General features: G+C 71.7%; 9 protein-coding genes. 6 read left to right on the plus strand and 3 right to left on the minus strand.

Annotated features, from left to right (window positions below; translation table 11 throughout):
• From AC07AW_RS08490 to galE, 6 genes are all read left to right on the plus strand, one after another.
• The coding region (locus AC07AW_RS08490) for an Rne/Rng family ribonuclease (protein ID WP_478814699.1) at nt 1-3,222 on the plus strand (3,222 nt) is incomplete at its 5' end.
• 244 nt (nt 3,223-3,466) lie between these two features.
• Nucleotides 3,467-3,787: a 50S ribosomal protein L21 gene (gene rplU / locus AC07AW_RS08495; RefSeq protein WP_015033583.1), complete on the plus strand. Its 321-nt coding sequence runs from the start codon at nt 3,467-3,469 to the stop codon at nt 3,785-3,787.
• 13 nt (nt 3,788-3,800) lie between these two features.
• Nucleotides 3,801-4,055 (plus strand): 50S ribosomal protein L27, encoded by a 255-nt coding sequence (rpmA, locus tag AC07AW_RS08500; protein ID WP_015033582.1) that lies wholly within the window; start codon nt 3,801-3,803, stop codon nt 4,053-4,055.
• A 107-nt stretch (nt 4,056-4,162) separates the two neighbouring features.
• Nucleotides 4,163-5,605, plus strand: a complete 1,443-nt coding sequence (gene obgE, locus AC07AW_RS08505; protein WP_478814700.1) for a GTPase ObgE — start codon at nt 4,163-4,165, stop codon at nt 5,603-5,605.
• 63 nt (nt 5,606-5,668) lie between these two features.
• Nucleotides 5,669-7,315 (plus strand): glycosyltransferase family 2 protein, encoded by a 1,647-nt coding sequence (locus tag AC07AW_RS08510; protein WP_478814701.1) that lies wholly within the window; start codon nt 5,669-5,671, stop codon nt 7,313-7,315.
• A 16-nt stretch (nt 7,316-7,331) separates the two neighbouring features.
• Nucleotides 7,332-8,318 (plus strand): UDP-glucose 4-epimerase GalE, encoded by a 987-nt coding sequence (gene galE, locus AC07AW_RS08515; RefSeq protein ID WP_351183006.1) that lies wholly within the window; start codon nt 7,332-7,334, stop codon nt 8,316-8,318.
• Nucleotides 8,319-8,438: 120 nt separating this feature from the next.
• Here galE and AC07AW_RS08520 read toward each other — a convergent pair whose 3' ends face one another.
• From AC07AW_RS08520 to AC07AW_RS08530, 3 genes are all read right to left on the minus strand, one after another.
• Complete coding sequence (locus AC07AW_RS08520; protein ID WP_478815311.1) at nt 8,439-9,545, minus strand: glycosyltransferase; 1,107 nt, start codon at nt 9,543-9,545, stop codon at nt 8,439-8,441.
• A 62-nt stretch (nt 9,546-9,607) separates the two neighbouring features.
• Nucleotides 9,608-12,478 carry a bifunctional glycosyltransferase/CDP-glycerol:glycerophosphate glycerophosphotransferase gene (locus AC07AW_RS08525; RefSeq protein ID WP_478814702.1) on the minus strand — a complete coding sequence of 957 codons (2,871 nt, stop codon included), beginning with the start codon at nt 12,476-12,478 and terminating at the stop codon, nt 9,608-9,610.
• Nucleotides 12,479-12,762: 284 nt separating this feature from the next.
• Nucleotides 12,763-14,322, minus strand: a complete 1,560-nt coding sequence (locus tag AC07AW_RS08530; protein ID WP_478814703.1) for a DUF6056 family protein — start codon at nt 14,320-14,322, stop codon at nt 12,763-12,765.
• Between the last annotated feature and the right edge of the window lie 130 nt (nt 14,323-14,452).

A 14,452-nucleotide genomic window follows, 5' to 3' on the forward strand; every position in this document is an offset into this window, starting at 1 on the left:
CCGCCGGCCCGTACCCGCCGCCGTGCCACCCGTAAGGTCACCTCGCCCGAGGTGACCACCGAGGCCACCACCGAGGCCACCACCGGTGAGTCGCTGCCGGCCTCCGCCGTCGAGCAGATCGCCGCCGACGAGGCCGAGGTCGCCGCCGCCGAGACCGCCGCCACCCGTGGCCGCGGCCGCCGCCGCGTCACCTCGCCGCAGTTCACCTCCGAGCCGGCCCCGGCCCGCGAGCCCCGCCGCGCCACGCGCCCCGCCGTCGCCGTCTTCCAGGCCCCGGTCTTCGCCGAGCCGATGTTCCAGACCCCGGAGACCGCCGCCGCGGCCGCCGCCGCCGAGGTCGAGGAGCCGGAGGAGGAAGAGACGGTCGAGACCGTCGAGACCGTCGAGGCCGTGGTGGAGACCGAGCCCGCCGAGCGCGCCGAGTCCGGCTCCCGCCGTCGCCGTCGCCGCCGTGGCGAGCCCGTCGCCGTCGAGCCCGTCCCGGCCACCGTCGCCGACGAGCCCGAGGTAGAGGCCGTCGCCGACGAGGTCGAGGAGACCGAGGAGGCCGAGGAGACGGACGAGTACGAGGACCGTCCCTCCCGCCGTCGCCGCCGTGGCGGCCGCCGCCGCCGTCGCGGCGAGCTCACCGAGGTCGAGGAGACCGAGGAGGGCGAGGAGCCGCACGCCGAGGACGAGGCCGAGGAGGCCGAGGAAGGCGAGGAGGAGTCCGAGGAGGCCGAGGCCTACGCCGGCGGCTCCAGCAGCTCCCGTCGCCGCCGCCGTCGCCGCCGTCGCAGCGGGGACGCCGCCGCCGAGGTCGAGACGGCCGAAGAGGACGGCGTCCGTACGGTCGTCAAGGTCCGCGAGCCCCGCCCGGTCCGCGAGAAGGCCGAGCCGTCCGACGAGGTCCAGTCCATCAAGGGCTCGACCCGCCTGGAGGCCAAGAAGCAGCGCCGCCGCGAGGGCCGTGAGCAGGGCCGCCGCCGCGTCCCGATCATCACCGAGGCCGAGTTCCTCGCCCGCCGCGAGGCCGTCGAGCGCGTCATGGTCGTCCGCCAGAACGGCGAGCGCACCCAGATCGGCGTCCTGGAAGACAACGTGCTCGTCGAGCACTACGTCAACAAGGAGCAGGCCACCTCGTACGTCGGCAACGTCTACCTGGGCAAGGTCCAGAACGTGCTGCCGTCGATGGAGGCCGCCTTCGTCGACATCGGCAAGGGCCGCAACGCCGTCCTGTACGCCGGTGAGGTCAACTTCGAGGCGCTCGGCATGGCCAACGGGCCGCGCCGCATCGAGACCGCCCTCAAGTCCGGCCAGTCGGTCCTCGTGCAGGTCACGAAGGACCCGATCGGCCACAAGGGCGCCCGCCTGACCAGCCAGGTCTCCCTGCCCGGCCGCTACCTCGTGTACGTCCCCGAGGGCTCGATGACCGGCATCAGCCGCAAGCTCCCGGACACCGAGCGCGCCCGCCTGAAGACCATCCTCAAGAAGATCGTCCCCGAGGACGCGGGCGTCATCGTGCGCACCGCCGCCGAGGGCGCGAGCGAGGACGAGCTGCGCCGCGACGTCGAGCGACTGCAGGCGCAGTGGGAGGACATCCAGAAGAAGGCCACCCAGATCTCGACGTCCGCGCCGACCCTCCTGTACGGCGAGCCGGACATGACCGTCCGGGTCGTCCGCGACATCTTCAACGAGGACTTCTCCAAGGTCATCGTCAGCGGCGACGACGCGTGGGAGACCATCCACGGCTACGTGAACCACGTCGCCCCGGACCTGACCGACCGCCTGTCCAAGTGGACCAGCGAGGTCGACGTCTTCGCGACGTACCGGATCGACGAGCAGCTGATGAAGGCGCTCGACCGCAAGGTCTGGCTGCCCTCCGGCGGCTCGCTGGTGATCGACAAGACCGAGGCGATGATCGTCGTCGACGTCAACACCGGCAAGTTCACCGGCCAGGGCGGCAACCTGGAGGAGACCGTCACCAGGAACAACCTGGAGGCGGCCGAGGAGATCGTGCGCCAGCTGCGCCTGCGCGACCTCGGCGGCATCGTCGTCATCGACTTCATCGACATGGTCCTGGAGTCCAACCGCGACCTGGTGCTGCGCCGCCTCCTGGAGTGCCTGGGCCGGGACCGGACCAAGCACCAGGTGGCCGAGGTCACCTCGCTGGGCCTGGTCCAGATGACCCGCAAGCGGGTCGGCCAGGGCCTCCTGGAGTCCTTCTCCGAGACCTGCGTCCACTGCAACGGCCGCGGTGTCATCGTGCACATGGAGCAGCCGACCACCGCCGGTGGCGGTGGCGGCGGCAAGCGCGCGAAGAAGCGCGGCCGCGGCGGCGCCGAGCACGTCCACGAGCACGAGCACGCCGAGGCCGTGGAGCCGGAGACGGCGGAGGCCGAGGTCGAGACCGAGGCCGAGGTCGCCGCGGAGCTGGCCGCCCCGGTGGCCGTGCCGGTGCCGATCGCCCCGGACGAGGAGCTGTACGGCTCCGCCGCCGAGGCGGAGGCCGCCGCCACGCGCGGTCGTGGCCGTCGTCGCGCCACCCGCCGGGTGTCCGCGCCGGTCGCCTCGACGCCCGTCGCCCCGGCGGTCGCGGAGACCGAGGCCGTGGTGTTCGAGCCGGCGCCCGTCGCCGAGCCCGCCCCGGCGCCGGTCGCCGAGCCGGTCGTGGAGCCCGTCGCCGAGCCGGTCGCCGAGACCGTCGTCGAGGAGACCCCGGCCCCGGCCCCGCGTGGCCGTCGTCGCGCCACCCGTCGGGTGACGTCCCCGGTCGTCTCCACCACGGACGCCGCCGCCGAGATCGTCGCCGAGCCGGTCGTCGAGGCCGTCGCGGAGCCGGAGCCCGTCGTGGCGCCGGAGCCGGTGGCCGAGCCGGTCGTCGAGGCCGTCGCCGAGCCCGTCGTCGAGGAGGCCCCCGCGGCCGCCGCGCCGCGTGCCCGTCGCCGGGTGGTCCGCAAGGCCACCGCTCCCGCCGGTTCGCCCGCGGGCGCCGAGGAGGCGGCCGTCGTCGTGGTGACCACGGCCCTCGCCGAGGCGGCCGAGGAGCCGGTCGAGGCCGAGGCCGAGGCCGCGCCGGCCAAGAAGACGGCCGCGCGCAAGACCGCGAAGAAGGCCACGGCCAAGAAGGCCGCCACCAAGAAGACGGCGGCGACCAAGAAGACCGCGGCGAAGAAGACCACCGCCAAGAAGGCCACGGCCAAGAAGGCGGCGGAGAAGACCGCGGCTCCGGCCCAGGACTGATCCACCGGGTGCGGGCCGTCCCTCCACGGGGCGGCCCGCACCCGCTCGGGCGAATTTGACCCCTTGTGGCAGCCGCCCGTAACCTAGACCGTCGGCGTGTCTCATCGACATGCCGCGCCTCTGAGCACCTCCCTCCCGCTCGTCGGGAGAGGCCGCTCGTCCGATTCCGGAACGCCGCGGGCCCCCGGGCCCGTGTGAGCGGCTGGCTTCAGAGGTTTCGATCCCGAGTGAGAGAGAGATCCGCGTGTACGCCATCGTGCGCAGCGGTGGTCGCCAGCACAAGGTTGCTGTCGGCGACATCGTTGAGGTTGACAAGATTTCCACTGCCAAGGTTGGCGACACGGTCGAGCTCTCGACCCTGCTCGTTGTCGACGGCGACGCCGTGACCAGCGACCCGTGGGTCCTGGCCGGTATCAAGGTCACGGCCGAGGTCGTGGACCACCACAAGGGCGCCAAGATCGACATCCTGCGCTACAAGAACAAGACCGGCTACCGCCGTCGCCAGGGTCACCGCCAGCAGTACACGGCGATCAAGGTCACCGGTATCCCCGCGGCTGCGAAGTAAGAGGGACTGAGACATGGCACACAAGAAGGGCGCATCGTCCACCCGGAACGGGCGCGACTCCAATGCCCAGCGGCTCGGCGTGAAGCGCTTCGGCGGTCAGGCCGTCAACGCTGGTGAGATCCTCGTCCGCCAGCGCGGCACCCACTTCCACCCGGGCTCGGGTGTCGGTCGCGGTGGCGACGACACGCTGTTCGCCCTGCAGGCCGGCGCGGTGCAGTTCGGCACCCACCGTGGCCGCAAGGTCGTGAACATCGTTCCGGTCGCCTGATCGGAACACTTTGCGGAGGCGGACCTCACTTCCCGTACGGGAAGCGGGTCCGCCTTTCGCGTGTTACTAGATAGACATTCCGCACGTAATTCTCTGGAGGCACACCCATGACCACCTTCGTGGACCGCGTCGAGCTGCACGTCGCCGCGGGTAACGGAGGCCACGGCTGCGCCTCCGTCCATCGCGAGAAGTTCAAGCCGCTCGGCGGCCCCGACGGCGGCAACGGCGGCCGCGGCGGCGACGTGACCCTGGTCGTCGACCAGTCGGTCACCACTCTTCTCGAGTACCACCACTCGCCGCACCGCAAGGCGACCAACGGTCAGCCCGGCGCCGGCGACAACCGCTCCGGCAAGGACGGCCAGGACCTGGTCCTGACCGTGCCCGACGGCACCGTCGTCCTCGACAAGCAGGGCAACGTCCTCGCCGACCTCGTCGGCCAGGGCACCACCTTCGTCGCCGGCCAGGGCGGCCGCGGCGGCCTCGGCAACGCCGCGCTGTCCTCGGCCCGCCGCAAGGCCCCCGGCTTCGCGCTCCTCGGCGAGCCCGGCGAGGCGCGGGACATCGTCCTGGAGCTCAAGACCGTCGCCGACGTGGCCCTCGTCGGCTACCCGAGCGCCGGCAAGTCCTCGCTCATCTCCGTCCTCTCGGCCGCCAAGCCGAAGATCGCGGACTACCCCTTCACCACGCTCGTCCCGAACCTCGGCGTGGTCACGGCCGGCTCGACCGTCTACACGATCGCCGACGTGCCGGGCCTCATCCCGGGCGCCAGCCAGGGCCGCGGCCTCGGCCTGGAGTTCCTCCGCCACGTCGAGCGCTGCTCGGTCCTCGTCCACGTCCTCGACACGGCGACCCTGGAGTCCGAGCGCGACCCGGTCACCGACCTGGACGTCATCGAGGAGGAGCTCAAGCAGTACGGCGGCCTGGAGGACCGGCCCCGGATCGTCGTCCTCAACAAGATCGACATCCCGGACGGCCAGGACCTCGCGGACATGATCCGCCCGGACCTGGAGGAGCGCGGTTACCAGGTGTTCGAGGCCTCCGCCGTGGCCCGTACGGGTCTCAAGGAGCTCTCCTACGCCCTCGCCGGCATCGTCGCCGAGGCGCGCGCGTCCAAGCCGAAGGAGGAGGCGACCCGGATCGTCATCCGCCCGAAGGCCGTCGACGACGCGGGCTTCACCGTCACCTACGACGAGCAGGAAGAGGTCTACCGGGTGCGCGGCGAGAAGCCGGAGCGCTGGGTCCGCCAGACCGACTTCAACAACGACGAGGCCGTGGGCTACCTGGCCGACCGCCTCAACCGCCTCGGCGTCGAGGACCAGCTGATGAAGGCCGGTGCCCGCGCGGGCGACGGCGTCGCGATCGGTGCCGAGGACAACGCGGTCGTCTTCGACTGGGAGCCCACCATGATGGCCGGCGCCGAGATGCTCGGCCGCCGCGGCGAGGACCACCGTCTTGAGGCCCCGCGTCCGGCGGCGCAGCGCCGCCGTGACCGGCAGGCGGAGCGCGACGACGACGCGCAGCGCGAGTACGACGAGTTCGAAGCGTTCTAAGCGGTACCCGGGGAGCTCCCCGACCCCGTCGGAGGGGTCGGGGAGCTCCCGTAGGATCCTGGTGTGAGTAGCGTCCCCCCGCCCGAGACCGCAGGCCGGCTCAGTGTCGTCGTCATCGCCTACAACGACGAGGAGCTGGTCGCCCAGGCCATCGGCTCCGCGCTCGACCAGGGGCCCGTGGTGGCGGAGGTCGTGGCGGTCGACGACTGTTCGAGCGACGGGACCGCCGCCGTCCTCGACGAGCTCGCCGCCCGGCACCCGCGGCTTCGGGTGGTGCGCCGCACCGAGAACAGCGGCGGCTGCGGAACCCCGCGCAACGACGGCATCCGCGCCGCCACTTCCCCGTACGTCATGTTCCTGGACAGCGACGACATCCTGCCGGCCGGCGCCGCCGAGGCCCTGGTCGCCGCCGCCGAGCGGCACCGCGCCCCGGTCGCGGTCGGCGTCTGCGTACGGCGTGAACTGCCCGAGGGCCGGGACGTGCGCTGGCAGCCCGCGCTGTACCGGGAGCCGGCCGTCCTGGAGACGCCCGACGAGCTGCGCCCGCTCGTCCACGACACGCTCTGCGTCAACAAGATCTACGACCGGGCCTTCCTCGCCGAGCACGACATCCGCTTCCCCGACGGCCGGTTCGTCTACGAGGACTTCCTCTTCACCGCCCGGGTGTACGCCGCCGCCCCCCGCGTCGCCGTGATCCCCGACACCGTCTACGTCTGGCACGTGCGCCGGGCCGCCGCGCAGCTGTCGATCTCCCTGGACCGCGAGGGCGTCTCCAACTGGCGGGCCCGGATCGCCGCCCACGGCGCGGCCGTCGAGACCCTCGCCGAGGGGGGACGCGCGGAGCTCGCCGCCGCCTGCCGCACCAAGTTCCTCGAACACGACCTGCGCATGTACGCCCGCGACCTGCGGCTGCGTGACGCCGGACACCGCGCCGAATGGTGGGAGCTCACCCGCGCACACCTGTCCGGCTTCGCGGACGAGGAGATCGCCGCGGCGGTCGCCCCCGCCCGCTGGACCGCCCGTTTCCTGCTGGCCGCGAAGGAGCCGCGCGACCTGCTCCGGCTGTCCCGGCTCACCGCCAACCCGGGCCGGCTCCTCCCGCCGTACGCCGGCACCCGCACCGCCGCCGTCTGGGCGGACGACCTGCCGGAGGCCCGTCTCGACGGCATGGACGAGCTGCCGCTCGACGGGCTGCCGCTCGTCGTGGACGCCGCGCTGAGCACCGGCGGGGGCGGCGAGCTGCGGTTCACCGTCAGGGACCTGTACGGGCGGCTCGCCGAGGCCGGGCCCGTGCGCGCGGAACTCGCCTTCCTGCCGCGCGGCGACACCGAGCCCGCCCGTACCGAGGAGGCCGCGCTGAGCGCCGTGGCCGGGGCGGACGGCACGGTGGCCGCCTGGACCGCCCGGGTCCCCGTGGGGCTCACCGGGCTCGCCGGATCCGGCCGGCGGCGGGGGCGCGAGGGCGTCCAGCTGTGGGACATCAGCGCCACGGTGACGTGTGCGAACGGTGAGTCGTTCACCACGTCGCTGCGGGCGCCGGACGGTTCCCAGCGGCGCTCGGTGCTTCCGAGCAGCCGGTACGGTGTACTCCTGGTGCAGCCGTACACCACGGCCAACGGTTCGCTGGCGGTACGGATCGCACCCGGCGCACGGGACGGATTCCGGGCGGTCAGGGCCCGGCTCCGTCGGCTTGCCCGCAGTTCACAGTGAAAGGGTTTGGGGCACTATGACTTATCTGATCACCGGCGGCGCCGGATACATCGGCTCCCACGTGGTCCGCGCCATGACGCAGGCGGGCGAGCGGGTCGTCGTCCTCGACGACCTGTCCACGGGCTACGAGTCGCGGGTCCCCGAGGGCGTTCCCCTGGTGGTCGGCTCCACCCTGGACCGTGAGGTCCTGGACCGGACGATCGCGGAGCACGGTGTGACGGGCGTCGTCCACCTCGCCGCGAAGAAGCAGGTCGGCGAGTCCGTCGAGCTGCCGCTGCACTACTACCGCGAGAACGTCATCGGTCTCACGGTCCTCCTGGAGGCCGTCGCGGCCGCGGGCGTGCGGAACTTCCTCTTCTCCTCCTCCGCCGCCGTCTACGGCATGCCGGACGTCGACCTCGTCACCGAGGAGACCCCCTGCCTGCCGATGAGCCCGTACGGCGAGACCAAGCTCGTCGGCGAGTGGCTGGTACGCGCGGCGGGCGCCGCGCACGGCATCTCGACGGCCTGCCTGCGCTACTTCAACGTGGCGGGTGCGGCGACCCCCGAGCTGGCCGACACCGGCGTCTTCAACCTGGTCCCGATGGTCTTCGAGCGCCTCGACGCCGGGGAGTCCCCGCGGATCTTCGGCGACGACTACGACACGCCCGACGGCACCTGCATCCGTGACTACATCCACGTCGAGGACCTGGCCGACGCGCACCTCGTCGCCGCGCGGAAGCTCGCGGAGTGGGCCGAGGCGGGCGAGCCGCGTGACCTGACGGTCAACATCGGCCGCGGCGAGGGCGTCTCCGTCACCGAGATGGTCCGGCTGATCAACGAGATCACCGGCCACACCACCGAGCCGCTGGTCACCCCGCGCCGCGCCGGCGACCCCGCCCGGGTCGTCGCCGCCGCCGACCGCATCGAGTCGGAGCTGGGCTGGAAGGCCCGTCACGACGTGCGCGACATGATCGAGTCGGCCTGGGCCGGCTGGGTCTCCCGTCGCGGCGCGACCGTCTGATCGCGGACACGTCTGACCGCGGGACACAGCTGATCGCGGACACAGCTGACCGCGGACACAGCACAAAGGAAGGGCCGGGGAGTCGAACTCCCCGGCCCTTCCTTGTGTCCGGACGCGCCGTCAGCGCTCCAGGAAGGCGAAGAGCGCCTCCCAGCGGTCGGTGATCTCGTCCGCGGAGTACCGCTTCACGTTCTCGAAGGCGGCGTCGCCCATCCGGTTCCGCAGCTCCTCGTCGGCGATGAGGCTGCTGATGCGGCCGCCGAGCTCGACGGTGTTGCCGAGCCGGGCGAGCAGACCGTCCTCGCCGTCACGGATGATCTCCCGGACACCCGGGGCGCAGTCGAACGCGGCACAGGGCACGCCCGCCGCCATCGCCTCCAGGAGGGTGATCGGGAAGCCCTCGGCGCGGGACGCCTGAGCAAAGACCGAGGCACCGGAGAGCGCCCCGAGCACATCGCTGGTGCGGCCCATCCACTCCACGGACCCCTCGATGCCGAGCGTGGCCGCCCGGGCGGTCAGGGCCTGCTCCTCGTCACCCGTGCCGTAGATCCGCAGCTTCCAGTCGGGGTGCCGGTCGGCGATCTCGGCCCAGCTGTCGAGCAGCATGTCGACGCCCTTCTCGTGCGAGAGGCGTCCGATGGAGGCGACGACCTTCGCGGTGCGGGGCGCCGGGGCCTCGGGCATGAACGGCAAGGCGTTCGGCATGTGACCGACGTTGTCCATGCCGGCGCGGATCCAGAGGTCCGCGTCGCCCGGGGTGAGGACGAGCATCCGGTCGACGTCCTGGTAGTACCGCTTCACCCGGGCGAGCCGGGAGGAGGCGGCGCTCGCCGCGTACGACTCGTGGCTCATGCCGATGACGACATGGCCCTTGGTGTCGGCGAGGGAGACCCACTCCATCGCCCACACCTGGGTGACGATGACGACGGCCCCGGGCCGGGCGGCGGCGAACAGCGCCGTCATCCGGTCGGCGCGCTCGCGCATCCCGGCGGCGCGGGCCGTGTGGCGCCGGCGCTCCACCGCGTTGAGCTTGCCCTTGAGGCCGCGCAGCGGCTTCACCTGCGGCGGGTGCGCGTCGTACAGCGTGGTGGTGTCGTACGGCAGCGGCTCGGGGAACTCGTGCTGCCGCCCCGCGGGGGCCGGGGTGATGCCGATGACGTGGACCTTGTGCCCACGGTCGGTGAACTCCCGGGCCATCTGGTGCGTCCAGGTGGTCACACCGCCCATCTCGTCCACGCTGTTGGAGACGATGAAGATGTCGCGGCCGCCGGACACGGCGGTCTGGTTGGTCACTTACCGCTCCTGGTGAAGAACTTGGCGACGATCTGCCGGGCCGCGTCGCCCCGGTCGTACTCGCTGAACTCCGCGTTGAACCGCCGACGGGCCGTCGCGTACTTGGTGTCGGCCTCGTCCTTGAAGTTGGCGATCACTCCGAAGAGCTCCTCCTCCGTGGCCACCACCGGGCCCGGAGCGTGCTCCTTCAGGTCGAAGTAGGTGCCGCGGTTCTCCGTCGCGTACTCGTCGTAGTCGTACGTGAAGAAGATCATCGGCCGGTCGAGCAGCCCGTAGTCGAACATCACGGACGAGTAGTCGGTGATCAGCCCGTCCGCGAGGGCGAGCAGCGGCGTGATGTCGTGGTGCTTGGACACGTCGATGATCCGGCCGGCGACCGACTCCGGCAGCGTCACGCTGTTCAGGTAGTGCGTCCTGATCAGCAGCGTGTGCGTGTCGCCGAAGCGCTCGGCGAACTCCTCCAGGTCGAAAGGCGGCTTGAAGGCACGCACCTTGCCGCCCGGGGCGGAGCGGAACGTCGGCGCGTACAGCAGCACCTTCTTGTCCGGGTCGAGGCCCAGCTCGGCCGCGAGCGGACCGCGTTCCCGCGTCCCGGTCCCGGCCTCCGCGGAGCGCGCCTGGGCGAGCTCGTCGTTGCGCGGGTAGCCGACGGGCAGCAGCACCTCGTCGCGGAGGCGGAAGGCACGGCCGAGGGTGCGCCGGTCGTGCTCACCGCGGATGAGGAAGTGGTCGAAGCGGTCCAGGGCCTGCTGGAAGGACTCCTGGGCGGCCAGGGGGCGCGCCTTGGAGTTGGGCTCGTCGAAGCCCATCCGCTTGAGGGCGGTGCCGTGCCAGGTCTGGATGTAGGTGGTTCCGGGGCGCTTGGTGAGGCGCAGCGGGAAGCCCTGGTTGTCGATCCAGAACTCGGCCTGGGCCAGCGCCTTCAGGTACTGCCAGCTCCAGCGGCGGACGAGGGTGGCGTCCTCGGGGAAGCCGTCCGGCGTCGCCCCGGAGTACGACCAGACGGCCTCGAACGGGATGCCCTGGCTGCGCATCTCCTCGTAGATCGCCTTGGGGCTGTCGCTGTACTGCTTGCCGAGGTGGCTCTCGAAGACGACGAGGCCCTTGCGGATCGGGAGCTTGCTGTAGAACTCGTCGTAGACGCGCAGCTTCGTCTCGCCCGAGGTCAGGTCCTTCTTCGCCTTCCGCAGGCGGCGCAGGCTGGTCTTCGCCAGCTGTGCGGGACGCCCGTGCATCGCGCCCTCGATCATCGCCGAGGTGCGCACGGCCGCCTTGCCCTCGGCGGCGAGGACGTACGACAGGTTCCCCTTCTTGGTGATCTCGGGGACCAGGCGGTCCGAGACCAGGGTGGTCAGCCGCGGGCGGACCTTGAGGGAGCGGGCGTCGTCGAGGGAGGCGTCGCCGACGGAGACGCGGGTCCGCAGACGCTGGCCGTCGACGGTGAGTATGACGCGGACGTCCCAGACGGCGTCGATGATGCCGAGCGGGCGGACGGTGTTCGCGATGTCCGCGGTGCCCTCCCACTCGATCCACTCGCCGGCGTGGCGGAGGGCCGTCACCGGGATGCGGGCGGCCTTGCCGCTGACGCTCCGGCGGGCCGAGAGCTCCAGTACGGCGCTGAGCTTCGCGTCCGGGCTGATCCGGCCCAGCGGGTTGACGATGCGTCCCGCGAGCTTGACGACGCCGTCGGTGCTCTCGTACGAGGTGAGGCGGTTGCCGAGGGCGAGGGTGGGGAGCGACCTGGTGTGGAAGCCACGAGCGGTGACGTCGAGGATGCTGCGTCCCTGCTCGGTGTCCAGGTGGCGGCCGCACCAGTAGATCTGCTCGTCCAGCTCGGCGAGGGGGACGGTGAGGCGGCCCGGGTTGGTGAGCGCCTCGGTGGCCGGGAGCAGGTTCTCCCAGTCCTCCTTGCTCAGCAGGTAGGCGCAGATCGCGTGGATCGGCTGCACTTCCTCGTACGCCTGCGGGTCGATGTCCGCGAGGTACGCGTTGGCCAGTTCGGCGAAGGCGTGGCGGTACTCGTCGTCGGCGCGCGACAGGTCACGGAAGTGGAGGACCAGGTCGTGCTTGAGGAACTTGATGTCCTTGCGGTACTTGAGCTCGTCGTAGCCCTTGCTCGCGAGCAGCGCGTCCACGCGGCGGTGGATCTCCATGCGGTGCTCGAAGTTGGCGATCTCGTGGCGCCGGTTGCTGATCGACTTGGCGGCGGCGCTCTCCTGCACGTTCCAGTAGTAGACCGTGTTCGGGATGAGCGTGATCCGGCGCGCGGCGACGTAGGCCTGGGCCGAGAAGAGCAGGTCCTCGTAGTGGATGCCGACCGGGAACTCGAGGCCGGACTCCAGGAGGAACTCCCGGCGGTAGCACTTGTTCGTCGACAGGGTGTCGAAGGTCAGCAGGTCCGACAGCTCGGTGATCGAGTCGATCGTCCTGGTCGAGGCGTAGAGCCAGGGGTACCAGGAGGTCTTCTTCTGGTTGCGGCTGTCCAGGTGCACGCGGACGCAGAGGCCGGAGACGATGTCGGAGCCGGTGCTCTCGGCGGCGTCCAGCATGTTGCGGCAGGCGTTGCGCTCGAGCACGTCGTCGCTGTCGAGGAACATGACGTAGTCGCCGGCGCACTGCTGGATGCCGTAGTTGCGGGGCGCGCCGCAGCCGCCGCTGTTCTGCGGCAGCTGGAAGGCCCTGACCCGGTCCGGGTGTGCGGCGGCGAGCGCCTGGGCGACCTCGAAGGTGCTGTCCTTGCTGCAGTCGTCGACGATGACCACTTCGACGGCCTGCAGGGTCTGATCCAGTACCGACTGAACGGCCGTCGGGAGACGCTCTGCGTCGTTGTAGGCGATGACGACCACGGAGACGTCAGGCACTTGCACCTCGATCCACTTGTCTTTCCTCTAGACACACCCAAGCTACCTGGTGTTGTCCACCTGGTTCGCCGCCGCTTCGGGCACGACGGCGAGCCCCGTGTCCCGATCGTTACGGGACGGAGAGGCGCTCGGAGGCAACCATCCGCGCGCGTGAGAGGTCGCCCTCATGGGCGTTCGTTCGGGAGCGGCTGTGCGGACGGCGGCACATGTGGCGAGAACCTACCCCAAAGCTGCTTACTTCCGGCCACTCCAAGTGACAGGCGTCACAGGAGTCCCGGGGGTGTCATGGGTCATGAACGGCGCAGCCGGTCCACCCCGTAGTAGCGGGCGGCACACTGCGCGACCCAGTCCCGCGGATACACGGTTGTGAAGAAAGGTTCCGCGAGGCCGCCGATGAAGAGGGGGCGGTACGTCACGTCCGCGCGTCCCGCCGCCGCCTCGGCGCGGATCCGCGTGTCCTGCCGGTCCCAGGCGAGGCTGCGCTCCACCGTCCTCGTGGTCAGCGTCCGCGCCGGTGCCACCAGTGCGGCCGTCCCCGCGACGGCCACGACCCCCGCGACTCCCGCCGCGACCGCCGCGAGGGCGGACCGGGCTCCGAGCCGCCGCCCGATCCGGTGGCCGAGCCAGGCCCCGTAACCGCAGAGCGCGATCAGGAACGGCACGAGGAAGCTGGTCCACGCGCGCGCGTACGTCCAGCCCCCCGCTCCGTAACCACCACGCAGGCCGTACGCGGTCACGAGGCTGCCCAGGGCGATCAGGGGCACGGGGAGGACGGCGATCGTGAGGAGAGCCCCGCGCGGCAGCGCCCCCGGCCCGCCGGGCGAGGAGGCGGAACGGCGGGCCCGGAGGGCCGTCGCCAGGCCGAGGAGCACTCCGGCGGCGAGAGCGCCCGCGTACGCCCACTGGGTGCCGATCGTCTCCCAGATGCGGGCCCAGTCGTGGATCGTCGCCCCGATCTCCGACAGCGACAGCGGCCGCTTCGGCTGCTGGGCGCGCCGCCAGCGGGCGCCGGGGGAGACGAACAGCACCACCGAGCCGATGACGAGGCCCAGACACCAGGCGGCGCACCACGTCGAGGCGAAGCGGTCGTGGCTGAGGCGCAGCCGGGGGAGGCAGAGCACACCGGCCGTCGCCGCGAGCAGCCCGGACATGGCGACGAAGGGTTCGCTGAGCGTGCCGGCCGCCGCGCCCAGCAGGACCGCCGAGCCGACGGCGACGGACCGGGCCCAGGGCCGGCGGCTGCGGGCCGCCCACACCCCCGAGAGGGCCGCCCAGACGCCGAGGACGCTCGGGAGGGTGTGGGAGATGGTGGACGGAGCCCAGAGCAGCACCTGGTACGAGCGGGTCCCCGCGAGGAACAGCAGCGCTTCGAGCATCAGGACCGCCGTCGCGGTGGCCGCCACCGGGAACGGCAGGCGCAGGGCGCGCAGCGCCTCCCGGGCGAGGAGGAACAGCCCCACGCCGAGCGTGACGATCAGGAAGGCGGGCAGCAGCTTCGGCCCCCGCATGCCGTCGGAGTAGAGGAGGCCGGTGACGAAGGCGTTGGTGACGCGCCCGTTCTGGGTGCGGTAGAAGTCCGAGGTGATCCCCAGGGGGCCCATGTCCCGGGCCTTCCAGAGGGCGCACCAGTCGTCCGAGGTGGGGCGTACGTAGACGCCGAGGAAGGCGCCGACCGAGAGCAGCGCTCCGGCGCCGGCGGCGACGACGAGCGTGATCCAGGGCAGCAGCCGCCGCAGGGCGCCCCGGCGCCCGTCCCTGTCCGCCGTGCCGTCCGTCTCCTCGGTGCCGGTCATTCCGTCCGTCTTCCGCATCAGCGCGTCACCGTGCTCCGAGATGGTCGTCCTGCTCAACGGTCATCGCTCCAGCCGGCCAAGATCCGTGGCGTGTCGCCCCTGTGGCGTGTCGCCCCTATGGGTGACAAATGGGTGAAAAAGTCACGTACATCAATATCTGCCCCGCATGCTTTGCTCCATGGACGAC

Source organism: Streptomyces sp. NPDC044003, from assembly GCF_056435185.1.